This window comes from Ensifer sp. VA4, assembly GCF_055710065.1.
In genome coordinates this window covers 275,615-298,441 of sequence record NZ_JBVQPO010000009.1, presented here as the reverse complement: position 1 = coordinate 298,441, position 22,827 = coordinate 275,615, and the positions used below count along the sequence as shown (strand labels likewise).

Below are 22,827 nucleotides of genomic sequence, written 5' to 3'. Positions count from 1 at the left end.
CATCGCCAAAAGGCGATGGCGCGTACCACTATTGTGGTAGGGCCAAGGGGGAAATACGCGAATGAGACTGCTGACGAACTGTGTCTCAAGATGGTAATCGTCGAGCCGGAGCAGACCGGAGCCGCCGAAAAGGCCGCCGAGCTGGCACCCTAGCCATTTTCGACGACACTTTGATGAATGCCCTCACCGGAACATCGGTGCGTTCGGATGGAACGCCCGGTTGATCAGACGCTCAACTTGAACTGGTCTCAGCGAGCCGTGGGTCGCTATGGATACACTCATCGAATTCGCTTCGCAGAGCATTGCGGACAAGTCCGGGATCGTAACGGTCCTGCTGGCGACCTTTCCCGCCGTGCTCTTCCTGAGAGGCGGCCGCAACCTGCGATGCGGCGCCGTTACGATATTTGTCGGCGCTGTCATATTGATCCTGTTTGGCGTTGAAGGTGTTGTCGGCGCAGTCATTGTCGTGATCGCCGATATTCTCGTGGTTTCGGCTGCGGTCATCACCATGCGCAAGAGATTGCTTGAGGTCGAAGCAAAACTCGATGCGGCGAGATCGGACATCCGCGAATTAGAAATCACCGAAGGCCGGCGCCAAGTCTTCAGCGCAAAAGCGTCTGTAGAGCACGCGACTACCAGCGTCAGTCGATAGAGCTTGAATCAACCATTCGACCGCTGCGCCGGAAGGCAAGCCCACTGCATATTTCCCTTAATCTTCGCCGGCCGAGGGGCAAAAATAGCAGCAATTCAAAATGCTACGGCGACCTTCTCGTGTCTTGAAGGATGCGCGGCGCCGGAGAGCTTCGGCGGCTCATTGCTCAATGCCGTCACCGGCGCCTTCATCGGGCGGTAGTTCGTGGGGCTTGATAATGCGTGTGTTCCCGGTGGGCGGAGCCGGTTCCACCAGTTCGCGGTCACCTGTCTTGGGCGGCAGAAGAACGCCGGCGCATCTCTCGAGCTTCTGCGTCCAGTCCTCGTACTGCTCGTTCTCAGGCGTTTCGGGACCGGTTTGGCAATCGGCGGATGGAACTTTATCGGCAGTCTGGGGGAATGTCGGATGGGCAGTCGGTATAATGGCGAGCACAGCCAACAGGGCGCTTTTCGCAGAGATAGCGGCTGATCTCGCTCGACCAGAGATGCCAGCGTTGTTGATCCGGTTCGGGAACATCATGGGGACCAAACCGACAGCGCCGTCGTTCGTTCCGATACAATGCGACCGCCGCCCCGGACCCGGAAAACTTGGCTTCTGCTCCCGCGGGGCGTATCCTTACGGTATTGCTGCTATCGGCGGCGAGCATGCCCGAGAGTGCACTGTAATAGACGAGTAGGTGGAAGCGATGGCTTCGGGCAAGAAAACAGGTAATGAAAACGAGACCTTGTTGATGGACAATTCGGCTCCTCGCGCGGTCGAGCCGGATGCAGGGCTCGTCGATGATATCCCGGATCGGTTGCTCATACTCGCCAACAGGCTTCAGAGGGCTCTCGAATCCCGGCGAGCCGCAGCATCGGCGACCGCCCGCGCACAGCGCCAGAAGAACTTAGATGGGCAGAAGGATTGAGGACGGAAAATGATGCTGGACCTGCAGCAATTGCGGGTGCTGGTGGCAGAGGATGAGTTCTATGTCGCGAATGACATCGCCCTATGGCTCGAACGGGCCGGCGCGACCATCATTGGCCCCACCCCAACGGTGCAAGATGCCCTGAAGCGGCTTTCGAAGGCTGACGATATTCAGGTTGCTGTCCTCGACATCAACCTCAATGGCGAGTTGGTTTTTCCCGTGGCGGACGAGCTTGCGCGCCGATCGGTGCCATTGATCTTCTTCAGCGGCTACGATGATTTGAGCGTTCCGGAAAGATTCAGCTCGGCCGCGCGCCTTAGCAAATGCACTAGCTCGTCAGACTTGGTGAGCGCGGTTTTCGAGCAGTATCTTCAGAATTTATCAACGCTTGCCCCGATCTGCGGAAGCCTGCCCGATCAACCCGTTACGGATCTCATTCCCGGCCTGCGTCTCAGGGCCAGGGTGTTGACGTCGAGCGTCACGGCTGCGGACTTCCTCGTCGAGCGCACGCTCGAACGTGCGATTGCCTTGGCCCCTACGAGGCAGAGAACACAGCCGCTCGATGCATGGCTGCACGAGTTGATGATGATCATTCATGGCGAAAGCCCGTATGGGCCAAACTGACAGCAGTAACTCGCGGCTAGATGGACGATAGGCGAAGTTCGGCGTGCATGGGTGGTTCACGGACTTCGTCCGGGTTCGGCGTCCGCTTCTCATCCGGCAGATCTTCGGGTTCTGGTTCCTCGATTGGCCGCGGTGTCCGGTTCGGCTCCGGGGGTGGTGGCTGTTGCTCGCCGGGTCTGCGTGGGGTCGGGCTCATTCCTTTTTCCTCGTTACCCATGAAGAACCGGCGGTTCCCCGCATAGTTCCGAGAAGTTTTCGAGGATTATTGCGTGCGGCGCATTCGATCCGGGGCCCTTGCAGGGGTGCCGGAACAAATCCACGAATTCAGAGTTTGCAAGGCGCAGCACTAGAAGGGAGGGCCAGTGTCATGGACGACAGGGAGGAACTCATTCGCCGGCGCGCATATGCGATCTGGGAAAGCGAGGGACGGCCAGAAGGTGCTGAACAGCGCCATTGGGAACAGGCCAGCCGTGAAATAGCAGAACGTGAACGCCTCCATCCCGCGAAAGACGCCGACGACGATACCGGAACCGTGGTTGCTCCGTCGACGGCTCCGCACGGAACGGCCGGCCGCGGAGCCGATGAATCCTGAACGGAACGGAGAACAGCCATGCGAATTTCCGAAATCATGACAAGGGACGTCCACGTTGCCAGCCCGGACGATACGATCTCAACAGTTGCGCGGGAAATGGCCGAAAACGATATCGGATTTCTGCCGGTCGGCGATAATGATCGCCTGGTCGGCATGATTACCGACCGTGATATCGTCGTACGTTGTGTCGCTGACGGTCGTGACGACAAGACCCGTGTCGGCGACGTCATGACCGCCGACGTCAAATACTGCTTCGACGACGAAGAGGTGTCCGAGGTAGCCCGCAACATGGGCGACGAGCAGGTACGCCGCTTGCCCGTCGTTGATCGTAACAAGCGTCTTGTCGGCATCGTTTCGCTGGCAGATGCGGCGCGTCGAGACCCTGGTTTGGCGGGCATCGGCCTTAGAGGTGTGACCACTCCGGGCGGCGCTCACAACCAAAGGCCGTAGCAATGGCTGACACCCGCGATCGACGTTCCCTGTGGCGCTCCCCGGTCCTGCTGTCCGCGCCCGAAGAGCATGCTTGGGCGCGAGAAGTCGCCGTTCACGCCCATGCCGGCCAGCGTGACAAGGCGGGCGAACCATACATACGGCATTGTCAACGCGTTGCCGATGCCGTTCAGGGCGACAAGGCCAAGGCGGTTGCCTTCCTCCATGATGTGCTTGAAAAATCGCCGGGATGGACGGCTGAAAGGCTGCTGGATTCCGGCTTCTCTCCGGAGGTCGTTTCTGCTGTCGAATCTCTGACGCGGCGGTCGGGTGAAACGAAGGATGCGTTGACGATCCGCGCGACAGCCAACCCGCTTAGCCTCGAGGTAAAGCGGGCGGATCTCAACGACAATCTCGCGCAGCTGGAACGCCAAGGCAAAAGTGGCGCCGAGTACGGACGCCGGCTGCACCTGCTAGAAGAAATGGTCAGCAAGAACACGCTCGCAGACCAGGAAGAAACGGCTGACGGCCTGGGGCCCGACGTCTCAAACTTGGCGGGCGAGACGCGGCCTGCACGTAGTGATGCCGCCCGCCGGGCGCTTCGCAGGCAGAATGCCGATCGCGTCGCGAAGCGATTTTTCGTCGTTCTGCTCTGCTTGGTCCTCGTCGGCGCGCTCTACCTGATTTTCATGCAGTGATCAGAAGGCGCGCCGGTTCATCCTACCGGCACACCGTTCATGCGATAGGCGAGCTCATCGCGGGCTCGACTCAATCTGCTCTTTATGGTTCCAACGGCGCAATCGCAGATCTCGGCCGCCTCCTTATAACTCAGGCCATAGCCGGCGACGAGGACAAGGACCTCCCGATGGTCGGGCGCCAGCGTTTCCAGCGCGGTGCGCAATTCGCTGCTGAGCACACACCACTCCTGTGGCGGTGCCATTGGTATCGGCAGTTCGGCGCAATTGACGACGCCTGGCGCTTCACGCCGCCGCAATTTGTACTGCGTGCGGAAGGCATTGTGCATGATGGTGAAGAGCCACGACTTCAGATTTGTGCCGGGTTCAAAGCCATCGATGCCCCGCAACGCGCGGAAAAGGGTTTCCTGCAGGAGATCGTCCGCCTCGAAGTTGGAGGTGACGAAGGTGCGCGCAAACGCCCGCAATGCCGGAATGAGGTCAATGACCTGAGTCTCCAGCGGCTGAATTTGGTCTTCCATCTCAGGGGGGAACTGCATGGGATACTGCCTTTCGGAGTAGCTGAGTTGCTCTTTTGACAATGCGCGGTCGGCATTTAAGTTCCGAGCCCGGCGCTCCCGGCGGCACGATGGAACCAACGCCGCTTCCTTCCTGTTGGAGATGGCTTTCCTGTTGGAGAGGCCTTTGGAAGAAATCCAGCCGAGCTTGTCGGCCAAGACGAGGTACAAAATGGAGAAGATCGAACTAACGCTTATGGCTCACCGAAAAATCCTGACCGCGCTCCTGGCGGTTGCTGCACGCGATGATGCATGCTGGGAAAGGCTCATGGACCATCTGCGCGACGATCTCGTCGTTCAGGATCACGAAGAGGATCCGGGTGTCGTTCCAAGCCCGGACTTTGCCTATCAGAACGCCCTCAGCAAAGAATTGATGGACATCGTCAGTCGCGCAGAAATCCGCGCTACGGATGGCGCGGAAAGCGAAATAAAGAAACCGTCACCTCTTCTTTGAGACCCGGCCGACAGTCCGGATAGAGCATCCCTTAAGCGTTCCGATGAACACACAAGGACGCTTAGGGCTTTAATTCTAAGGCATCTTTCCGCTTCCGTTGGTTCGACACGAAAGCGGGATGCTCCTCGGGATGCTCCTAGAGCAACAACATTGCGGCCGTCGCGGATACCATCACCATGGCGGTCGCACCACCGAGTGCCAACATCCACCGCGGCGCATTGAGCTGGCCCATGATGCGGCGATTGGCAGCCATCATCGTCATGATGGCGATGAGGGGACCTGCGAGCACACCGTTGATGACCGCACTCCAATAGAGCAGCAGAAACGGATCTACCCCCACAAGAAAGACAGCAACGCTACCGAACGTTGCCAGAGCGATCGTGCCATAGAAAGCTTTCGCTCTCCGAGGTGCGCGATCCAGCCCTTCTGTCCATTGAAACAGTTCGGCAACGGCGTAGGCGGCCGAGCCCGCCAGAACCGGCACCGCCAACATGCCCGTTCCAATAATGCCAGCGGCAAAGAGTGCGAAGGCGACGTTGCCGGCGATCGGTTGCAGAACCTCAGCCGCTTGCGCCGACGATACGATGTGTGTGGTGCCGTTGGCGTGAAGCGTTGTAGCGGTCGCGATCATGATCGAGAGAGGGCCACGAGGCACGACAATGCCATGCCGACGACGGTGTCGATCTCTATGCGCACGAGTTCCGGCTCGGCGGCTTGCGGGTTGGCGCCCAATCTCGGGTGATGCCGTCGTCCGAGCTCTTCGACTTCTTGGCCCGCCTGCCAGAAAAGCAGGTAGGGACTGATCGTCGTTCCCAGCACGGCGACGAGCGCCATCGCCTGTTCGCCGCCAAAGGTAAACGAGGGAATGAAAACGCCACGCGCCGCATCCATCCAGGGAACATCGACGACGAAGACGACCGCGACATAGGCAAAGAGCGAAAGCGTCAACCACTTTAAGAACATCGCATAACGTCGGTATCGTACGAAAATCTCAAGCAACACGCAGACGATGCCAAACAGCGCGGCGTAGACGAGCTGCGGCCCACCGACGATCTGGCCACCCCTCCAAGCAATCCGGGCTTGGGCAGAGGGGCGGCCAGATGGGAGCGTGTCCTTCAGCTATGCGGTGATCTTCAGCTTCCCGCTGATGTATCGAAACTCCTGCGTCTTGCCGCCATAGCCGTAGGCGGCGGCCGGAACCTCGTGCACGAGAATGTAGCTTTCTGAATGCAGATTGCCGAGCAGTTGTTCGAAGCGGCTGTAGACCGCTTCCAGATAGGCCGCCATTTCCGGCTTCGTGTTGGTGCCGTCGACGACCTTGATATCCAGCCAGAAGCTGTTCAGATCCTGCTCCGCCAGCGACCTGCCGCCGGCGAACCAATGGGCGGGATCGATATAGGCGATGGCGATTGCGGTGATCGTCGGGTCCTTGCGCAAGTGCGTGGCCGTCAGCTCGCTGACTGCGGCGGCAATCCGCGAAGAGAGAGCCGCGTCGGCCTTGCCGCTGACCGTGATGTTGATGATAGGCATTGAAGGCTCCTTTTGTTGATTGTGATCTCTTGTTGTCTTCAATCTGCCATTTCAGTTGATGAGATGAAATCGAATTGTTTGATATTGATGATTCGATTATGTTGAAGTGATGCAAACCTTCGATCCTGACCTGCTCCGAACGTTCCTCGCCTTTGCCGAAGGCGGCTCGCTCGCGCATGCGGCCGCCGCGGTCAGCCGCACCGCTTCCGCTGTCACCGCTCAGATGCAGCGGTTGGAGACAATGGTGGGAGAGCCGCTTCTCGCTCCATCGGGAAGGGGACGTGTGCTGACGCCCGCGGGAGAGGAATTGCTGGTACACGCGCGGCGGATTCTCGAAGTCCACCGTGACGCCTGGCTCAGCTTCAAGGGCGCCAAGGCCGATGGCCGCCTGGCGCTCGGCTGCACCCAGGACTTTGCCGACAGCAATCTGCCTGATCTCCTGCGCCTCTTTGCCCGAACGCATCCGCGCGTCCGGCTTGATCTCAGGGTCGGACGATCACGGGAGCTGACGGCGGCCTATGATCAAGGAGTGATCGACGTTCTGATCGTCATGCGCGAGGGCCTGCAGCCGGACGAGGTCACCTTGTTGAGCGAGCCGATGCTGTGGCTGTCGGCATCGGGTGAGCCGGCTACCGCCGGCGGCGAGTTGCCGATCGCGGTGCTGGATCCACCTTGCGGGTTCCGGTCAGCGGCCACAGATGCGCTCGATAAAGCGGGCTACAGCTATCGTATCGCGGCGACCAGCCCGAGCCTTTCGGGGTTGCGCGCTGCAGTTCGAAGCGGGATCGCGATCACGGCGCGGACCGCGCGATTTATAGGCGAGGGCATCGCCGTCGCGCCCCAGGCTCTGTCATTGCCGGCGCTACCGAATGCTGAGTTCTCTCTGCGGCTCAAGCCGAAGGCGGACAAGGCGGCCTCCAGTCTCGCGACGCTTCTTGCCGAAGGTTTGCCTGGCGAAGGCGGCAGGCCGTGAACCGAGCGAAGGGGCGGCTACTACATCTGCACGGTCATGCCGCCATCGACGGTCAGGGTAATGCCATTGACGAAGCTTGCAGCCGGCGATGCCAGGAACACGGCCGCGGGCGCGATCTCTTCCGGTCGCCCCCAGCGCTTCAGCGGAATGCGGACATCGACGAAGGCCTGGAGCGCCGGATCGGCGGCAAGCGCCGCATTGGTCTCCGTCGCGAACCAGCCGGGCGCGATCGCGTTGACCGTCAGCGTGTCGGAGCCGAGCTCGACCGCGAGCGAGCGGGTGAGGGCATCAAGGCCGCCCTTTGCGGCGGTGTAGGCGGGGTCTCCGGGGCGCGCAACGAAGGCGGCGATGGAGGTGACGAAAATCAGCCGCCCGGCAACCGAGCGGCGAAGATAAGGAAGCGCCGCCTTCGCCATTCCATAGGCAGCCGTCAGGTCGGCGTTGATCAGCGCAGCAAAGGAAGCGGGGCCCATGGCGTCCGTACCACGCCGGTCGCGCTCGCCGACCGCATGGACCAGGATGTCGAGCTGTCCCGTTCCCGCCAGCGCCGCGCCGACAATGTGCGTGGCGTCCGTCGCCACGTCGCCTGGGGCGATATCGAGCACTATGCCATCGTCGGCAAGCCGGCGGCGCACCGCTTGAAGTGCCTCGCGGTTGCGACCGTTGATTGTGACTGCCGCGCCGGCTCTGGCGAGAGCCTTTGCCATTTCGAGGCCGAGGCCGCGACCACCGCCCGTCACCAGTGCCGTCTTTCCGCTGAGGTCGAACATATCTGTCTCCGATTCAGTGGCCGCTTTCAGGTCGATCAAATCTCGACAGACGAGCTTTAGCGCCTGCCGCGGCATCCGCCAAGGATACCCTCGCGTGCTCTTGCGCCACTGGCTGTCTCGGCGGCGCCCGATGGCCCGACCAATGGCAATGCCCGGGTTGACCGTCTCGCGGAGTCGGCATTGCGCCGCAGCTGAATTATGGCTCCTTTTGTCCGGTTGGTTCTCCTCCGGCTGCCGGCAGCTGTGCAGCGTTGAAACGTCTTATGCCGACCGACCGAGCCTTGATCGATGCCTGGATCCTTGACGGCAAAGGCGCGCGGGCACTCTCCGCCCGCATGTCGATGGCGGTTGGAAAGGTGATGCCGCATGGCTCAAGGGCCAATGGGCCAGGCAATCGCTCGTCGGTGATCCCGAGTTCAAGGCGATCGTAAAGCGGCAACGCACCGCATGTGAGAGATGTGTGACCGCGCCCTGAGGGCGCGGTCGACCTTCGTCCGGTTGGCCGACCGTGCCGCGGAGCGTCACTTCATCGTGTAGACGTCGATGCTGAAGTATTTGTCGTTGATTTTCTTATAGGTGCCGTCAGCGCGAATCTCGTCGAGCGCCTTGTTGATCTTCTCGCGCAGATCGTTGTCTTCCTGGCGGACGGCAATGCCGACACCGTCGCCGACGAACTTCTTGTCGGTGATCGGTTCGCCGATGAGCTCGCAGCAGCCCTTGCCGTCGTCGTTCTTCGTGACCCAATCGAGCAGCGGCAGCATGTCGCCGACCTGGAGATCGAGACGGCCATTGACCATGTCGAGATTGGCCTCGTCCTGGGTCGGATAGAGCTTGATCTCGGCATCGGGATAGGTCGCGGTGATGTACTCGGCCTGGGTGGTGCCGGATTGCGCGCCGATCACCTTGCCCTTGAGCGCTTCGTTGCTGAACTCCGTGATGCCCGAGCCCTTTGGCGCGGCATGCGTCATCGCGGCAAGATAATAGGGATTGGTGAAGGCAACCTGCTTCTTGCGTTCCTCGGTGATGAACATCGAGGCGATGATCAGGTCGTATTTCTTGGCGAGCAGGCCGGGAATGATGCCGTCCCAATCCTGGGCCACCACTTCGCACTCGACCTTCATGCGCTCGCAGAGCGCAAGCCCGACATCGACATCGAAGCCGCTGATCTTGCCGGCGGGATCGATGAAGTTGAAGGGAGGATAGGCGCCTTCGGTACCGATCTTGATCTTCTCCGCCGCCTGAGCCGACGAGGCTATTGCCGCCATGATGGCGAGTACAGCTGCTGCAATCTGCTTCTTCATTCGCGTTCCCCTTGTTTGCATCATTCTTGATGCTTTCCGGGGAAGACTATGCTGCCGAGGTCTATAAGCGAAATAGATAGGCGCGATAACCGGTATTGTTTTGGTTGATTGTCACCTTCAGCGTGGCGTCACTTGTAGCGACCGTGGCCCTGAAGCACCTCGATCTTGTAGCCGTCGGGATCGACCAGGAAGAAGAAGCGGGCAAGCAGGGTGCCATCACGGTTGAAGGCGACGATCTTGCCAGGGTTGAGGCCCGCATCAGTGGTGCGTTGATGCTCGGCATCGAGATCGGCGACCGAGAATGCAAGATGGCCATAGCCGTCGCCGAGTGCATAGGGCTCGGTTCGATCCTTGTTGACCGTCAGCTCAAGTTCGAATTCGCTCTCCTCATTGCTGAGATAGATGAGGGTAAAGGTTTCGAAGTTCAGTCTTTCGGCGACCTCAAGCCCGAAGGCCAAACGATAAAAATCGACTGACTTCTTTTCGTCGAGAACGCGGATCATCGAATGGATTGCCTTGGCCATCATTGTTTCCTTTGGCGTTGAATGCGGGCGGGATAGCAGGAACACGCTCGGTGAAGCCGGCTTGCGCGGGAGCTGCGATCAGGCCCTCGCCTGCCGCTTCTTCAATTGTTGCTCGCGGAAGAAGATGAAGAGGCCCGAGGCGACGATCAATGCCGCCCCGATGATCACCGTCGCACGAGGTGTGTCGCCGAAGAAGATCCAGCCGAAGACCACGGCCCAAAAAAGCAGCGTGTATTGCAAGGGCACGACCGTCGCAGCATCGGCAAGCTTGAGCGAGCGGTTGACCAGCATATGCGCAAGCATTGCGACGACGCCGAGCATGCCGAGTTGCAGCAGCGCTTCGCCGCCAACCGGCGCCCAGCCGGAAGGATTGGCTGCGACCCCGACGAGCGAGAAGATCAATGCGCCGACGATCTGCCAGAAGACGAGGGTGGTGTCCGGTGTCGAGCGCAGTGTGCGGCCAAGCATCAGCGCGAAGGCGAAGGCGGTGCTGCCTGCAAGCGCGATCAATGCCGGCAGGCCAAGGCTTTCCTGGGAAGGTTCGAGCGCGATCAAGACACCGGCGAATCCGATGAGGATCGCCGTCCATCGCCGCCAGCCGACCTTTTCGCCGAGCAGGAACGGCGAGGCGGCAGCGACATAGATCGGCGCAGCCAGCCAGTAGGTCATGGTGTCGGCAAGCGGCATATAGGCGACCGCGAAATAAAAAGCGGAGGCATCGATCGCAAAAAGCAGCGAGCGAAGCGCCTGCAGTCCGGGCCGCTCGACCTGGAACATCGAGCGCAACCCGCGCCTGAGAATGAAGGGCGCGAGGAACAAAAGGGCCGCAATGCTGCGGATCACCATCAACTGGCTGACGGAATAGGTCGCGACCAGCCATTTCCCCATAACGTCGTTCAGCGAGAACATCAGCATGCCGAGCAGCATGATGAGGACGCCGGTCCGGGCGGCATTCGGGGCGGTTACGGGGGCGGTGATCACAGTCATGTTGAGGCCTTCAGCAAGTTGCGCACGCCATGACACATTCCGACCCCTCGATCCATTGCCGTCTGCATATGGAACGATAAGTTTTGCGAATGAATCGGTTTGGGCGTTCAGGCGCCGAACCAAGACACCGCTCTGTAACAACCGTTTGTTGATCGCAGCGACAGACGCCCCCTTGACGTTCGCCGGCACGCTGCTAAGTAAAAAGACGCTCCCGCCCTTAAGACATCAGACGCGGGAGGAACACTGGTGCCGGGCCCCTCTGGCGAGAGTTTTTACGGCGCTCTCGTGATGTCGGTACCGCCAGCAATTAGCCGGCGGATTAGCTCCAATGAAAACTGATCTCATGCCTCACGCATGTGCCCCTTCGGCTGTGCGCATTTCCGTTTTGAAACCAAATTTCTTCACCGAATCCCGCGTTGTTCGCGCGAAGGAGGCTCGTCGATGACACAGCCTCAATCGCACGCGAGCGCGCTCGGCTATTTCAAATGGGCCTTCATCTTCACGGCGGTCGGGCTTGTGCTCGGCGCCTGGCTCGGCTGGCAGTCGACCGGAACCGTCGGTGGGATGGTCTCGGTCTTCTTCATCTGCACCGTGCTTGCGGTGCTGGAGATCTCGTTGTCCTTCGACAACGCGATCGTCAATGCCAACAAACTCAAGGACATGACGCCCGAGTGGCAGCATCGCTTCCTGACCTGGGGTATCATCATCGCGGTTTTCGGCATGCGCATCGTCTTCCCGCTGTTGATCGTCGTCATCGCGGCGAAGATCGGCCCGATCGAAGCGATCGTTCTCGCCGCAAGCAAGCCCGAGGAATATGCGCGCATCATGAACGACGCGCATCTGCCGATCGCCGCCTTCGGCGGTACCTTCCTGATGATGGTCGGTCTGACCTACTTCTTCGACCATGAGAAGGACGTGCACTGGATCAAATGGGTCGAGAGCAAGATGGCGCGGTTTGCGACCATCAAGGGCATCGAGATCGCTTTCGTTCTGGCACTCATCCTCGGCTTTTCGACCCTGCTCGACCCGGCGGAGGTTCACACCTTCGTCTATTCGGCGATCTACGGTCTGTTGACGTTCCTCGTGGTGGAGGTGGTCGGCGGCCTGCTCGACGCCTCACAGGAAACCATGAGTGCAGCGGCAAAGGGCGGCTTCGGTGCCTTCCTCTACCTCGAAGTGCTTGATGCCAGCTTCTCGTTCGACGGCGTCATCGGCGCCTTCGCGCTGACGCAGAACCTCTTCGTCATCGCGATTGGCCTCGGTATCGGCGCCATGTATGTGCGCTCCATGACGATCATGCTGGTGGAAAAGGGTACACTCAGCGAATACCGCTACCTGGAACACGGGGCATTCTACGCGATCTTGATCCTTTCGGTGGTCATGTACTTCCAGACCCTGATCCACATTCCGGAGGTGATCACCGGCCTCGGTGGGGCTGCCCTCATCGGCATCTCGCTCTGGTCGTCGATCCGCTACAACAGGCGCGAACGCGAAATGGAACAGGCGGAAACGGCGGATTCTCAGCAGAGACTGCGCGCCTGATAACGTCTCACGAGGGTGAAAACCGGACCCGGCGGACACGTCCGCCGGTGTTTTTTCCAGTAGCGCGCGCTGCTACCTCCAGCGAGGTGTTGGTGACTCAATATAGTTCATCTCTCACGATAATTTGCTCACCATGCGACTACTGATTGAATTCAACACTCTGCCGTTGGGCGCAATCAGGCCTTGTTGCCGCTGCAACCCGAAGCCATCCCGCGACATGGATGCAAGTGCTGGCGTATTGTTCCCCTGATGAAGGGCGGAGAACGTTGCAAACAGCGAAGTGGCATTGCGGGCGGCTATGGCACGGCTGCTCGGTTGCGGCCGCGATTTTGGGCGGTGCGCCCCGCCTCCTATGCTCATTGCCCCCTGGTGATCGGGAAGTTCGAAGCCTCGCACGACGGCCCCAAAGCCTTTCGCTCCGACTGTTGCATGCGCCACAGGCCCTGCCGGCCGCAAAGGTCAAGGAGTTCGATGCCTTCCGGCGGCGCCAACCGGTAGCAGGGGGATGCCCAAAGCAGTGCGTACAGCTCCGACCCGAAACTATGACATCCTGTTGAATTTGTCCTGAAATGTCGGTGGCCGAGTGGAAGATCCTCACCTGAGGTTTGCAAGCCAGCCGGAACGGCGAAGGCTGCGGACGCAGAAGGAGGGAGAGGGGGAAGGGGGCGTTCGCGGCGGGTTGCGGTTGTTGGAGAGAGGCTCCGGCCAGCCCGTTACGGAGAAACGATATGGCACAGGCCATCCAGAAAATCACGCTCAACGCCGGGCGTGACATTCCCTTCAACAAACTCGTTCTCAGCCAGCACAACGTGCGCAAGACCAAGGCGGGCGTATCGATCGAGGAGCTTGCCGAAGACATTGCCCATCGCGGACTGCTGACAAGCCTCAACGTCCGTGCCGAAGTTGACAGCGACGGCAAAGAGACCGGCATCTACCGTATTCCGGCGGGCGGCCGTCGCTACCGTGCGCTGGAACTGCTGGTCAACCAGAAGAAGCTGTCCGAGACCGCCGGAATACCCTGCATCGTCAGCAAGGGCGAAACCCTGGAAGTCGAGGATTCGCTTGCCGAGAACGTCAAGCGCCTCGATCTCCATCCTCTGGATGAATTTCGCGGTATGATGGCGCTGCGCGAGCAGGGGCTTGACGAGGAAGAGATCGCCGCCCGCTTCCACATCTCGGTTGCGACGGTGAAGCGGCGGCTGCGACTGGCCTCCGTCTCGCCGCGCCTGCTCGAATTCTATGCCAATGACGAGATGAAGCTCGGCCAGGTCATGGCATTTTCGATCACCAATGACCACGTCCGGCAGGAGCAAATTTGGGACGCGATCTCACGATCCCATAATCAGGACGCCTATTATATCCGCCGGATGCTGACCGAAACCGCGGTCCGGGCATCGGATCGACGCGCCGTGTATGTCGGCATCAGCGCCTATGAAGCCGCAGGCGGCGCGGTGATGCGCGACCTGTTCGATGAGGATAACGGCGGATGGCTTCAGGACCCAGCTCTGCTCGAACAGCTCGTGCTTGAAAAACTGAGCGCCGAGGCCCAAGCACTGAAGACCGACGAGGGCTGGAAATGGGTCGATGCCGCCCTTGACTTTCCTTATGGCCACACGTCCGGCCTTCGCCGCTTCTACGGTGAACGGATCGAGTACACCGAGGAGGAGCTTGTGCGCTATGATGCCCTGAAGGCGGAATATGACAAGCTCGATGCCGAATATGCGGCGGCGGAAGATTATTCCGAGGAAACCGAAGCCCGGCTTGAGGAACTCGGTAACGCGTTGGATGCCCTGAACGATCGGCCTTATGTCTTCGACAGGCAAGAGGTCGCCCGCGGTGGCGCCTTCATCTCGCTTGGTGTCAATGGTGAGCTGAATATCCAACGCGGGTTCGTCCGGCCCGAAGATGAACCTATGGTCGAGACGGATGGCGGCGAGGCCGATGATCGCGACGACAACGGCAGAAGCGGTGACGGTGTCGTTGCGGCTCCTGCAACAGGCGGGGTCTCGATCAACGGCAAGCCTGTCGGTATCGAGGAATCGGAGGAAGATGACGGGAAAATTCGCCCGCTCTCCGACCGCCTCATCGAGGATCTGACAGCCGCCCGTACTGTCGCGCTCAGGAATGCGCTTGCCAATGATCCGGTGATGGCCTTTGTGGCCGCCCTGCACGTGTTCGTCCTGAAAACCTTCTACAGACGCGGGTCGGACTCGTGCCTGGAGATCACCGCGCAGCAGACCGCTTTCAGCCAGACGCAGGGGCTCGGCGATACGGTCTGGGCGAAGGAGATCGGTGAGCGGCAGGAGTCCTGGGGCCATGATCTTCCCGGCAATGCCGACGAGGTATGGGACTATCTGATCGCCCTCGACGAGGCGAGCCGCATGGCGCTCTTTGCCCATTGCGTCTCGCTGTCGCTGAACGCCACGGTCCAGACCTGGAACCGGCGCTCGAGGGAAGTCGCACATGCCATGCAGCTTGCCCATTCGATCGGCTTCAGCATGGTCGAGGCAGGCTGGACGCCGACGGTAGACAACTATCTCGGGCGCGTCACAAAGGCCCATATCCTGCAAGCTGTCCGCGAGGCGAAAGGCGAACAGTCGGCGCAGCTCATCGATCACCTCAAGAAGCCCGACATGGCGCGTGAGGCCGCCCGGCTGCTGGAAGGCAGTGGATGGCTCCCTGAAGTGCTGCGGCTCCCGGTCGACGAGACCCCGGTCGAGGTCGCTTCTGTCCCTGTAGCGGATGCGGACGGGATTATCGATGACAATGCCGGGGAAAGTGCTGGCATCAAATTGCCGGCCTTCCTGCCGGAAGGTGCGGATGCCGAAAAGGCATCCATCGATCGTGCGGGTGGCGACGGCCCGCATCGCGAAGCGGCGGAATAAGCGCTCCCAAATCCATCGGTCAATCGGAGGCCCGGCCGTCGTGTCGGGCCTTTCTGATTCTGACCGGTGGAGACAAAGCATGTCTTGCCGGGGAGGGGCGGCTGTCCGCGGGTGGAGGAAGGGAGGGGCCGGAGGAGGGGTGAAGCCGGGCGATGGAGAGAGGGTTGCCCGGTCTGAACCTTGTCACCTCTCTGGAGATAAATCGATGTCGACATCCGTGATTGCGCGCCAAAGCGCCACCATCGTCCCCGAAGAGCGTCGCCAGGAATTCCTTCCCACTTTGTTCAGTCACTCGCTCCTGATCGTCGCCGAGAATGCGGTCTATAGCTTGATGGAGCGGCTGAGCCCGCTCGACTATGGCGGCGGCTTCTGGGATTTCTACGAACACGAGGGCAAGCCGCTGTTTCTGGCTCCGCAATCCAAATCACGCTTTCGGATCACCGGCGAGATCACCGGATTTCAGGGGGAGGTGTCCGCAGAGGCCGCCGGCATCATCGCCACGCTGTTCGCCTTCTCCCATCTCTCCTTCCAGTATCAGTCCCAACATCTCTCTGAAGGCTACGGCCGTCTCTACGCCTATTCCGCCGACCATCCGGAAGCTGCCGAGATATTCCACGCGATCGATTGAGAAACAAATACGCCCCACTCTCGGGTGGCGCGCCTGAGCGTCCCGCCTGCTTGCCGCGTCGGACAGACGCTTCGGCGGCGAGCCATCTTCCACCCCACCAGCCCGGTTATCGCGCAAGCGATCAGCCGGGCTTCTTCGTTTCAGGAGACTTGAGCATGAACACCATCATTTCCAGCCCGCGGCCGGTCTCGTCCGGCTTCAAGGTCGATATTTCCCGCGGCGAACGCCTTGGCCGCGTCTCGTCCGAATGGTTCTCCCGCCCCGCCGATGAGCGCTACCTGTCGCTTTCCGATCTTCATCGCGCGGTCAGCGCCAGAACCGATCGCGCCCGTGTTCGAACCGTCGAAAGCGCGGAGATCCGCGTGGAAGCCACCCGTGACAATGCCGAGCGTCTCGCCTTGATTGTTCCCGGCGGGCGTGAGCCGATTGCGCCGACGCATTGGAGCTACGGTCAGCTTTGCAGCCTGGTCGGTGCGCCTGCGAGCTATATGCGGCAACTGCCGGCACCTCTGGCGGCGATCAATCTTCAGCACGGGCTCCTGAACAACAACGCCGAACTGGTCAAAACACTGGAGATGGATGACGGCCGTCTCGAGCTCCGGGCGGTGACCGGCCCCGAGTATGGCCGCATCTGGGATAAGGATCTGGTTGCCGCCGTGATGAGCATCGCCGGCAACGGAACCGGCGATACGATCTGGAAGGTCCCGGGCGTGCTCGACTGGTCGACCATGACCCACAATCCGTTCGTCGATATCACGAAAGATACGACCACGCTCTACGCCAGCGACCGCGATGTGTTCCTGTTCCTCGTCGACGACACCCACCCGATCGAGGCCGGCCGCCTACCGAACGGCGAGCCGGACCTCTACTTCCGCGGCTTCTATGCCTGGAACTCCGAAGTCGGGTCCAAGACGCTCGGCATCGCATCCTTCTATCTCAGGGCAGTTTGTGCCAATCGCAATCTTTGGGTGCGCCGTGTCGGCGCGATCAATTGAGTGAAGGAGACTTCTCAGGAAACCAAGAACAGCCTGATGCCCACCCGACTTACCTTGGCCAGAAATGGCTGCGACCGGGAAACCGGCAGGGGACAATAGCATGCCGGGAAAAGGCGTCATCCGGGTCGAAATCATTGTAGGCTATCGGGACGTCAGGGCAAGACGTGTATGGTGAATGCTGGATTGCGTGAAGCCCAGATCAGGGACATTTTGCGGGTCATGACGCAGCAATGGTTGACGCGTCGTGCCGTGCGAAGGGAAGACTACCCCATAGCGTCTTCCTAAACTTGGTCGCACGGCCCACCCTTCGTCGAAGGGCCAATGATCGAACGGGCCACCTAACCACGTCGCTTCTCATTGATCGTGTAAACACGGGATCGCCTAAGCGGGGATCGCTCGATGTCCCGTAGGGCGACGGAGCCGCCATATTAGCCAAACGCCCGGGGTAATGCCCGGGACAACCATCATCATCAGATGGACGGGTATGGGTGAAACCGACCGGGCAACCGGATGGGGAATCCCCTCTGCGCGGGTGAAGGGCGGCGCGTTTGCTGGGTCTTTCAACTTCATAACGGAGGTATGCTGATGCAACCGCACACCGTAGAGAAGAGACTGGGCTCAATCATCGACCTGTCTCGTCAGGGAAAACGTATCAACGGCCTGTTCAGGCTCCTCTCGGCCCCAACCCTCTGGGAAAGAGCCTATGAGCAGATCGCCCCCAACAAGGGGGCACTGACTCCTGGCGCTGATCCCGAAAACACTCTTGACGGCTTCTCGCTTGAAAGGATGGAAGGGATTATCGCACGGGTCATGGACGGATCGTACCGCTTCTCCCCGGCGCGCAGGCGATACATCCCCAAAGCCAACGGAAAGAAACGTCCGTTGGGCATTCCCACTGCGGACGACAAGCTGGTGCAGGCGGCCGTAAAGATTTTGCTCGAACATGTCTACGAGCCGATCTTCTCGGAACAATCGCACGGCTTCCGCCGGGGGCGGTCGTGCCACACAGCCCTGACCGAAATCAGGCGCACATGGCATGGCATGAAATGGTTGGTCGAGGTCGATATCGTTGGATACTACGACAACATCGATCACGACATTCTGCTTGGTTTGCTGCGCAGGCGTATCGATGACGATCGATTGTTGCAGTTGATCCAGCGGATGCTCAAGGCCGGCTATCTCGAAGACTGGAAGTTCCACAAGACTTTCAGCGGCGCCCCGCAAGGTGGTGTGATCTCGCCGATCCTCGCTAACGTCTACCTCCATGAACTCGATCTGTTCATGGCGAAGGTGAAGGAACGGTTCGATAGGGGCCAGAAACGGCGGCGCAGTGCTGCCTATCTGGAAGCTTCGAAAAGGATACAGATCCGCCGCAGGATGATCGATCGACGGCGTGCCAATGGCAACGAGGAAGAAATTCCCCGGCTGCTCGAAGAAATCAGGGAATGGGAGCGGCGACGGTCAGAAGCACCGTCCCTCGATCCGTTCGATCCGAACTATCGCCGCCTCCGTTACTGCCGCTATGCCGATGACTTCGTGATCGGCGTGATCGGCAGCAAGGAGGATGCCCGCAGCATCATGGATGAGGTCAAAACCTTTTTGGCCCAGACACTGAAGCTGGAGGTGTCCGCGGAGAAAAGCGGAATCAGGAAGGCGGACGAGGGGGCCATGTTCCTCGGATATGAACTGAAGACGTACGGCGATGGTCGTACAAGGCGCACTGTGATTGGCGGACGTGCCGTCACCGTGCGAATTGCGGATGATCGCATGCAACTTCATGTCCCGATGGAAAAGCTCGCCCGCTTTGCAGAACGCAATCGTCTCGGAAATCTCTATGCCGACCGGGGCGAAGCGCGCTGCGAAGTGATCAATAACTCAGACGTTGCGATCCTGACCGGATACAATGCCATGATGCGAGGGCTGGCCGAATATTACAAGCTCGGCACGCTCTGGAAACAGCAGGTCGGACGGCTTTACCATCTTTGGTGGTGGAGCCTCATGAAGACCCTCTCGCGGAAGCACAAATGTTCGGTCAAGACGACAGCGGAGAGGCTCCGAAACGGGGATCGCCTCGGCTTGTGGTATGATGGCCGTCACAAACGGCTCTTCATGCAGATGTTCCGCCTCAAAAATGTCGAACCTGCTTCGGCATCTCGGCACGTCGACCACCAAATGCAGATGCATATCCACTTCAACGGTCGAACCGATCTTGTTGATCGGCTCCGGGCAAGGGTATGCCAAGCGTGCGGAAATAAAGATGTGCCGGTGGAGATACATCACGTCCGCAAAATGAGCGATATGCGGGGCACCACTCTGTGGACCCACGTCAAGGCTGCGCGCACGCGAAAGCGCGTCGTGCTCTGCCGTGACTGCCATGTCGCCCACCATGCCGGACGATTACAGGCAAGACTGGATCGTATGAATGCAAACGTAGGAGCCGGATGATGGGAAACTATCACGTCCGGTTCCGTGGGAGGGGTAGAGGATCATCCCACCGGGAACCCTCGCCCCTACCCGACGGCACCGAAAATTTCGAGGAAATCACCATCCGGCACTCGAAGTTCGCGGCACAACGTTTTGCCCATGAAGCCGCCCCGGCGTTGACGAACTTCGCCAATTCCTCGCCCGCACCCTTCATCGCCGGCATTCGCGCTGCACGTGAACGGGTGGTTGCGCGAAATGACGAGGATCGCTCGGATTTCCTGCGCAAGCGCGGCTTCTCCAAGGCCGAAACCGGCAAGATCATCGAGACGGTGCTTTCCGAAGAAGGGAGGCCGCCGGAGAGCATCTTCGACTTTGTCCAGGGCATCACGGCGCTTGCTCGAGGAAAAGCCCATCAGGACACGCGGCTCGAACTGGAGGGCAAGGCCCGAAAGCTGCTTGAACGCGCGGCCTGACTACGCTCTTCGCGCGGAATCTCTCCTTCGTTCCAATGAAAACCCGGCCATCGCGCCGGGTTTTCGCGTTCACGGAAAGGCAATCGCATGTTCAAGACCGAAGCACTCTCTCCAATGCAGAGCGGCCGCCTGAACGCCGTCCTGGACAGGCAGTACCGATTTGACGGCGTCGTCAAATCGCTCCGCTCCCATATAGAGGAACTGGCGGCGGCAGGTCCGCTGGAGTTGACCGAAGGGGACGGAATGATCGATTATTCCCGGACGCACTTCAACCGGCTCGCCTCCTACAAGGCCCAGGACGCCTATATCGCTAGTCTCAAGGCGAAGCGATATTTCTACGTCAACGGATGGGCGGTTCCGAAGCTGGTCTATGACGCGATCAGACGTTGATCTCGGCGATTTTCTCGGCCGCAACATCGGAATTTTGCATCGGCGCATCATGCTCGCCGGATCTATCCTCAGCGCCGACCTGATCGCCAGCAGCTTTCAGGTCGATTTTTCCCCAAATCGAATGTTCTTTTCGGGACAGGCGACGCCGATTTTTGATCTCGACGACGAACGGTTTCTTTTCAGGCTTCATGATGGTCCGATTGAAAAAGGCAGATAATGGCGCAGGTGTTCTTATTCGTCTCGCCCTGTCAACGCCCCGCAACTCCGTGTTCCCGTATCAAGGAAGTCGCGGCATCTCGCCCTCGGCCACCCTCCAGACCCAACGTGCGATCTCCGGCCTCGCGTCGATCATATCGGTGAGTGCCTGCTCGTATTCATCCCCGGCGCTTGCCGGCACGATGAACATCGCAACGGGCGCGGGTTTCTGTTCCGGCAATGTCACCGACACGATCGGCGCATCGCGGGGTAGATTGAAACGCAGGCCCTTGACGCTCTTTCGCTTGAGGTGGCTGAGTTTTTCCAAAAGCCGTAACTCGTGGATATCCTCGAATGGCAGCCAATGCTCGTTGACCACCATCAGGGAGACCTCTTCGACCGACGCGATGCCGGCGGTCGAAATGCCGAAGGTGGCGATGACCATCAGATGGAATGCCTCGCTCGAGCTCCACAACTCCAGTTCGGTCTCATAGCGGGCTGCGAGGCGCCGCCAGGCGCCATCCTCGATCATCAGCGGGAAGGGCAGATGCCGTACGACAATCTTGTGTCCCTCGCGGGCTGCGGAAAACTCCTTCACCTCGGCGACGATCATCATCAGCTTGCGCGGTCCCGAACCTGTCGCTTGCACACCCTTGAGCGCGGCGGCGCGCCGGGCAGCAATCCCGTCCTTGTCCTCGGCGTGAAAAACCTCAGGAACGAAGAGCATGTCGCTCAACGGACCGCCCCTTGCGGTCATCTGCGAGGCGGCATTGATGAGGCTGGTGCGCACCCGGCCCCAGCCGCGCCGGCCCGCCCATGTCGAGCGCCATTCCGTCAGTTCGCCCGCCTCCCAGAGATAATGCAGCATCGCCCTGAGCGACAGCTTCTTGGGCTCGCTGCGGACGCTTGGCTCCGCTGCTTCAGCCGGTGCGCCTGGCGCCGATCGTGGCCCGCGTTTTGTCAGGGAAAAATCCAGCTTCAGGTCGGCCTTGCCGCTGGCATCGATCTGGATCGCGTTGCCGATCAGGGGACCGAGACCGGAAAGTTCGTAGGGCGGCTCATAGGAGGCGCACGCAGGATCGTGGTCGCGCCCCGAAAGCGGCATGCGCTTGATGAGATACTGATCCTCCAGGTGCGCGATATACATCGCAACCGGGGGTTCCTTGCACATGCACATCGGCCGAAGCCTCTGCTCATAGGCATGCGGAAGCAGCGCCCGAAACTCCGGCGAGGATTCGTCCAGCGTCTGATCGCCGATCGTGAAGTTTCGCACTTTGGTTCTCCCCTTGCTTTCAGCCGAAGGTACACGGGTAGCGTCCATTTTACTATCAAAAAACAGATAGTAAAAAACCTATAGCGTTGCAGATTTGTGCCCTTCGGGGTTGGTCGCGGAGACCGCCGTCGGCGCGCGCCGGAGGAACGCAGCTCGGCTAAAACCCAATGGGCCGGGGTGAACGGCGTCGTCGATGACGACATCCGTGTTTCGCGTTCGGCGTGGCGAGGCTGATCGGGATCGGTTCCTCGCGAGCCGGGGAACTCAGGCATCTGGGCACTCCGGCCCGTCAGCCGACGTTAGCTCAATGCGCTAGCATTTCGTCGACGATCTGTTTGCCGTTCAGACGTGACGGATAGTAGGTCGGCCAGTTGGTGACTTCTTTCAGCAGGGCGGCACGGTCATTGCCCCAATAGAGGTGGTAATGGCCCGCTTTCTCCGGCGCGATGATGTGGTCACTGAACTGGATGAACTGCGGCGCGGTACCATCACCACCGGTCTTCTTGAAGACGTAGCGGACACCGCGATTGCCCTTCTTGTAGGTGAGGATTTCATGGCCGTCCGTTTCATAGTTTTCGCTGATAGACTCTTTTCCGCGGAAGAACGTGACGTTGCTGCCCTCGATGACGATCCGATGGACGTCGGTCTTATATCCAGCGTCGTAGTAGGCGCGATATTCGTCGGCGCTCTTGCCGCCGTGTTTTGCCTTGTCCGCCATGACCGGGTCCAGCGTCCCATCGACCAGATAGGGATAGACGGACTGCCAATCGCCGTCCCAATCCGAAAGCGCGCGCGGCTTTACCTGATCGTCCTCGAAATACCCTTCGTACACAAACCCTTTGGCACCATGGGAATGGCTATGGGCGTGATCATGCCCGGATGATGTTTGGGCGCCCGACGTCCCCTCGGAAAGAGCCTGTCCCGCGAAAAGAAGTGCTGACGAAACACTGAGTGCGTAGCCGAGTCTTTTGATCATCTTCTGCATTCTTGGAGCCTTTTCGGTTATCCGGTTTCGGGTCATGTTTGG

At 60.0% G+C, this 22,827-nt stretch carries 23 protein-coding genes and 3 pseudogenes; 15 read left to right on the top strand and 11 right to left on the bottom strand.

Features of this window, described 5'->3' with window-relative positions; all coding sequences use genetic code 11:
* Positions 1–268 precede the first annotated feature (268 nt).
* The 6 genes and pseudogenes from AC0C6X_RS17995 (at position 269) to AC0C6X_RS17970 (ending at position 3,902) form a co-directional block, all read left to right on the top strand.
* On the top strand, positions 269–652 hold the full coding sequence (locus AC0C6X_RS17995; RefSeq protein WP_210266664.1) for a hypothetical protein: 384 nt from the start codon (positions 269–271) through the stop codon (positions 650–652).
* 685 nt (positions 653–1,337) lie between these two features.
* Positions 1,338–1,559, top strand: coding sequence for a hypothetical protein (locus tag AC0C6X_RS17990; protein ID WP_173519978.1), 222 nt, complete (start codon positions 1,338–1,340; stop codon positions 1,557–1,559).
* Positions 1,560–1,568: 9 nt separating this feature from the next.
* On the top strand, positions 1,569–2,183 hold the full coding sequence (locus AC0C6X_RS17985; RefSeq protein WP_173519977.1) for a response regulator: 615 nt from the start codon (positions 1,569–1,571) through the stop codon (positions 2,181–2,183).
* Between the two features lie 367 nt (positions 2,184–2,550).
* A pseudogene (locus AC0C6X_RS17980) lies at positions 2,551–2,659 on the top strand (DUF2934 domain-containing protein); the annotation flags it as partial.
* Positions 2,660–2,793: 134 nt separating this feature from the next.
* Positions 2,794–3,225 (top strand): CBS domain-containing protein, encoded by a 432-nt coding sequence (locus tag AC0C6X_RS17975; protein ID WP_247960033.1) that lies wholly within the window; start codon positions 2,794–2,796, stop codon positions 3,223–3,225.
* A gap of 2 nt (positions 3,226–3,227) precedes the next feature.
* Entirely contained in the window at positions 3,228–3,902 is a 675-nt protein-coding gene (locus tag AC0C6X_RS17970) for an HD domain-containing protein (protein ID WP_349508042.1), read from the top strand.
* A 17-nt stretch (positions 3,903–3,919) separates the two neighbouring features.
* Here AC0C6X_RS17970 and AC0C6X_RS17965 read toward each other — a convergent pair whose 3' ends face one another.
* Entirely contained in the window at positions 3,920–4,615 is a 696-nt protein-coding gene (locus tag AC0C6X_RS17965; protein ID WP_246304585.1) for a sigma-70 family RNA polymerase sigma factor, read from the bottom strand.
* Between the two features lie 13 nt (positions 4,616–4,628).
* Here AC0C6X_RS17965 and AC0C6X_RS17960 point away from each other — a divergent pair, with 13 nt between their 5' ends.
* On the top strand, positions 4,629–4,910 hold the full coding sequence (locus AC0C6X_RS17960) for a hypothetical protein (protein ID WP_247960034.1): 282 nt from the start codon (positions 4,629–4,631) through the stop codon (positions 4,908–4,910).
* A gap of 136 nt (positions 4,911–5,046) precedes the next feature.
* Here the strand turns inward: AC0C6X_RS17960 and AC0C6X_RS17955 are convergent, their stop codons facing one another.
* From AC0C6X_RS17955 to AC0C6X_RS17945, 3 genes are all read right to left on the bottom strand, one after another.
* Entirely contained in the window at positions 5,047–5,565 is a 519-nt protein-coding gene (locus AC0C6X_RS17955) for a divalent metal cation transporter (protein WP_247960035.1), read from the bottom strand.
* The gene (locus tag AC0C6X_RS17950; protein WP_247960036.1) at positions 5,538–5,912 is read right to left on the bottom strand and encodes a divalent metal cation transporter; all 375 of its coding nucleotides are present in this window, start codon (positions 5,910–5,912) and stop codon (positions 5,538–5,540) included. Before AC0C6X_RS17950 ends, AC0C6X_RS17955 begins: the two co-directional genes overlap by 28 nt.
* Before the next feature lie 117 nt (positions 5,913–6,029).
* Entirely contained in the window at positions 6,030–6,440 is a 411-nt protein-coding gene (locus AC0C6X_RS17945) for a tautomerase family protein (protein ID WP_247960037.1), read from the bottom strand.
* Between the two features lie 109 nt (positions 6,441–6,549).
* On the opposite strand from AC0C6X_RS17945, the gene AC0C6X_RS17940 reads away from it, so the two are divergent.
* On the top strand, positions 6,550–7,413 hold the full coding sequence (locus tag AC0C6X_RS17940; RefSeq protein ID WP_247960038.1) for a LysR substrate-binding domain-containing protein: 864 nt from the start codon (positions 6,550–6,552) through the stop codon (positions 7,411–7,413).
* 20 nt (positions 7,414–7,433) lie between these two features.
* Here the strand turns inward: AC0C6X_RS17940 and AC0C6X_RS17935 are convergent, their stop codons facing one another.
* The 4 genes from AC0C6X_RS17935 to AC0C6X_RS17920 all read right to left on the bottom strand — a co-directional run bounded on the left by AC0C6X_RS17935 (position 7,434) and on the right by AC0C6X_RS17920 (position 10,995).
* Positions 7,434–8,183 carry an SDR family oxidoreductase gene (locus tag AC0C6X_RS17935; protein WP_247960039.1) on the bottom strand — a complete coding sequence of 250 codons (750 nt, stop codon included), beginning with the start codon at positions 8,181–8,183 and terminating at the stop codon, positions 7,434–7,436.
* A 521-nt stretch (positions 8,184–8,704) separates the two neighbouring features.
* Positions 8,705–9,484: an ABC transporter substrate-binding protein gene (locus AC0C6X_RS17930; RefSeq protein ID WP_247960040.1), complete on the bottom strand. Its 780-nt coding sequence runs from the start codon at positions 9,482–9,484 to the stop codon at positions 8,705–8,707.
* A gap of 128 nt (positions 9,485–9,612) precedes the next feature.
* Positions 9,613–10,008, bottom strand: coding sequence for a VOC family protein (locus AC0C6X_RS17925; RefSeq protein WP_247960041.1), 396 nt, complete (start codon positions 10,006–10,008; stop codon positions 9,613–9,615).
* 78 nt (positions 10,009–10,086) lie between these two features.
* Entirely contained in the window at positions 10,087–10,995 is a 909-nt protein-coding gene (locus tag AC0C6X_RS17920) for a DMT family transporter (RefSeq protein WP_173519967.1), read from the bottom strand.
* A gap of 441 nt (positions 10,996–11,436) precedes the next feature.
* On the opposite strand from AC0C6X_RS17920, the gene AC0C6X_RS17915 reads away from it, so the two are divergent.
* The 7 genes and pseudogenes from AC0C6X_RS17915 to AC0C6X_RS17885 all read left to right on the top strand — a co-directional run bounded on the left by AC0C6X_RS17915 (position 11,437) and on the right by AC0C6X_RS17885 (position 20,332).
* Positions 11,437–12,537, top strand: a complete 1,101-nt coding sequence (locus tag AC0C6X_RS17915; protein WP_173519966.1) for a DUF475 domain-containing protein — start codon at positions 11,437–11,439, stop codon at positions 12,535–12,537.
* Positions 12,538–13,265: 728 nt separating this feature from the next.
* On the top strand, positions 13,266–15,422 hold the full coding sequence (locus AC0C6X_RS17910) for a ParB/RepB/Spo0J family partition protein (RefSeq protein WP_472954426.1): 2,157 nt from the start codon (positions 13,266–13,268) through the stop codon (positions 15,420–15,422).
* A gap of 205 nt (positions 15,423–15,627) precedes the next feature.
* Complete coding sequence (locus tag AC0C6X_RS17905) at positions 15,628–16,050, top strand: antirestriction protein (RefSeq protein ID WP_247960043.1); 423 nt, start codon at positions 15,628–15,630, stop codon at positions 16,048–16,050.
* A 155-nt stretch (positions 16,051–16,205) separates the two neighbouring features.
* A pseudogene (locus tag AC0C6X_RS17900) lies at positions 16,206–17,018 on the top strand (DUF932 domain-containing protein); the annotation flags it as partial.
* Positions 17,019–17,630: 612 nt separating this feature from the next.
* Positions 17,631–19,490, top strand: coding sequence for a reverse transcriptase/maturase family protein (locus AC0C6X_RS17895; RefSeq protein WP_472954424.1), 1,860 nt, complete (start codon positions 17,631–17,633; stop codon positions 19,488–19,490).
* A gap of 74 nt (positions 19,491–19,564) precedes the next feature.
* A pseudogene (locus AC0C6X_RS17890) lies at positions 19,565–19,942 on the top strand (DUF932 domain-containing protein); the annotation flags it as partial.
* A gap of 87 nt (positions 19,943–20,029) precedes the next feature.
* Positions 20,030–20,332 carry a hypothetical protein gene (locus tag AC0C6X_RS17885; RefSeq protein WP_472954422.1) on the top strand — a complete coding sequence of 101 codons (303 nt, stop codon included), beginning with the start codon at positions 20,030–20,032 and terminating at the stop codon, positions 20,330–20,332.
* Here the strand turns inward: AC0C6X_RS17885 and AC0C6X_RS17880 are convergent.
* The 3 genes from AC0C6X_RS17880 to AC0C6X_RS17870 form a co-directional block, all read right to left on the bottom strand.
* A complete protein-coding gene (locus tag AC0C6X_RS17880; protein ID WP_247960046.1) occupies positions 20,322–20,522 on the bottom strand; it encodes a hypothetical protein in 201 nt (66 codons plus the stop codon). The two genes, AC0C6X_RS17885 and AC0C6X_RS17880, sit on opposite strands and share 11 nt — an antisense overlap.
* 87 nt (positions 20,523–20,609) lie before the next feature.
* The gene (locus tag AC0C6X_RS17875) at positions 20,610–21,800 is read right to left on the bottom strand and encodes a DUF1173 domain-containing protein (protein ID WP_472954419.1); all 1,191 of its coding nucleotides are present in this window, start codon (positions 21,798–21,800) and stop codon (positions 20,610–20,612) included.
* A 304-nt stretch (positions 21,801–22,104) separates the two neighbouring features.
* Positions 22,105–22,785, bottom strand: a complete 681-nt coding sequence (locus AC0C6X_RS17870; RefSeq protein WP_247960048.1) for a ZinT family metal-binding protein — start codon at positions 22,783–22,785, stop codon at positions 22,105–22,107.
* Positions 22,786–22,827 lie beyond the last annotated feature (42 nt).

Coding starts and splice junctions, on each gene's coding strand:
- AC0C6X_RS17945 (WP_247960037.1), bottom strand. CDS start 6,440: ATGCCTATCATCAACATCACGGTCAGCGGCAAGGCCGACGCGGCTCTC.
- AC0C6X_RS17885 (WP_472954422.1), top strand. CDS start 20,030: ATGTTCAAGACCGAAGCACTCTCTCCAATGCAGAGCGGCCGCCTGAAC.
- AC0C6X_RS17975 (WP_247960033.1), top strand. CDS start 2,794: ATGCGAATTTCCGAAATCATGACAAGGGACGTCCACGTTGCCAGCCCG.
- AC0C6X_RS17880 (WP_247960046.1), bottom strand. CDS start 20,522: ATGAAGCCTGAAAAGAAACCGTTCGTCGTCGAGATCAAAAATCGGCGT.
- AC0C6X_RS17960 (WP_247960034.1), top strand. CDS start 4,629: ATGGAGAAGATCGAACTAACGCTTATGGCTCACCGAAAAATCCTGACC.
- AC0C6X_RS17930 (WP_247960040.1), bottom strand. CDS start 9,484: ATGAAGAAGCAGATTGCAGCAGCTGTACTCGCCATCATGGCGGCAATA.
- AC0C6X_RS17940 (WP_247960038.1), top strand. CDS start 6,550: ATGCAAACCTTCGATCCTGACCTGCTCCGAACGTTCCTCGCCTTTGCC.
- AC0C6X_RS17970 (WP_349508042.1), top strand. CDS start 3,228: ATGGCTGACACCCGCGATCGACGTTCCCTGTGGCGCTCCCCGGTCCTG.
- AC0C6X_RS17935 (WP_247960039.1), bottom strand. CDS start 8,183: ATGTTCGACCTCAGCGGAAAGACGGCACTGGTGACGGGCGGTGGTCGC.
- AC0C6X_RS17905 (WP_247960043.1), top strand. CDS start 15,628: ATGTCGACATCCGTGATTGCGCGCCAAAGCGCCACCATCGTCCCCGAA.
- AC0C6X_RS17995 (WP_210266664.1), top strand. CDS start 269: ATGGATACACTCATCGAATTCGCTTCGCAGAGCATTGCGGACAAGTCC.
- AC0C6X_RS17895 (WP_472954424.1), top strand. CDS start 17,631: ATGCAACCGCACACCGTAGAGAAGAGACTGGGCTCAATCATCGACCTG.
- AC0C6X_RS17985 (WP_173519977.1), top strand. CDS start 1,569: ATGATGCTGGACCTGCAGCAATTGCGGGTGCTGGTGGCAGAGGATGAG.
- AC0C6X_RS17910 (WP_472954426.1), top strand. CDS start 13,266: ATGGCACAGGCCATCCAGAAAATCACGCTCAACGCCGGGCGTGACATT.
- AC0C6X_RS17925 (WP_247960041.1), bottom strand. CDS start 10,008: ATGGCCAAGGCAATCCATTCGATGATCCGCGTTCTCGACGAAAAGAAG.
- AC0C6X_RS17990 (WP_173519978.1), top strand. CDS start 1,338: ATGGCTTCGGGCAAGAAAACAGGTAATGAAAACGAGACCTTGTTGATG.
- AC0C6X_RS17915 (WP_173519966.1), top strand. CDS start 11,437: ATGACACAGCCTCAATCGCACGCGAGCGCGCTCGGCTATTTCAAATGG.
- AC0C6X_RS17920 (WP_173519967.1), bottom strand. CDS start 10,995: ATGACTGTGATCACCGCCCCCGTAACCGCCCCGAATGCCGCCCGGACC.
- AC0C6X_RS17870 (WP_247960048.1), bottom strand. CDS start 22,785: ATGCAGAAGATGATCAAAAGACTCGGCTACGCACTCAGTGTTTCGTCA.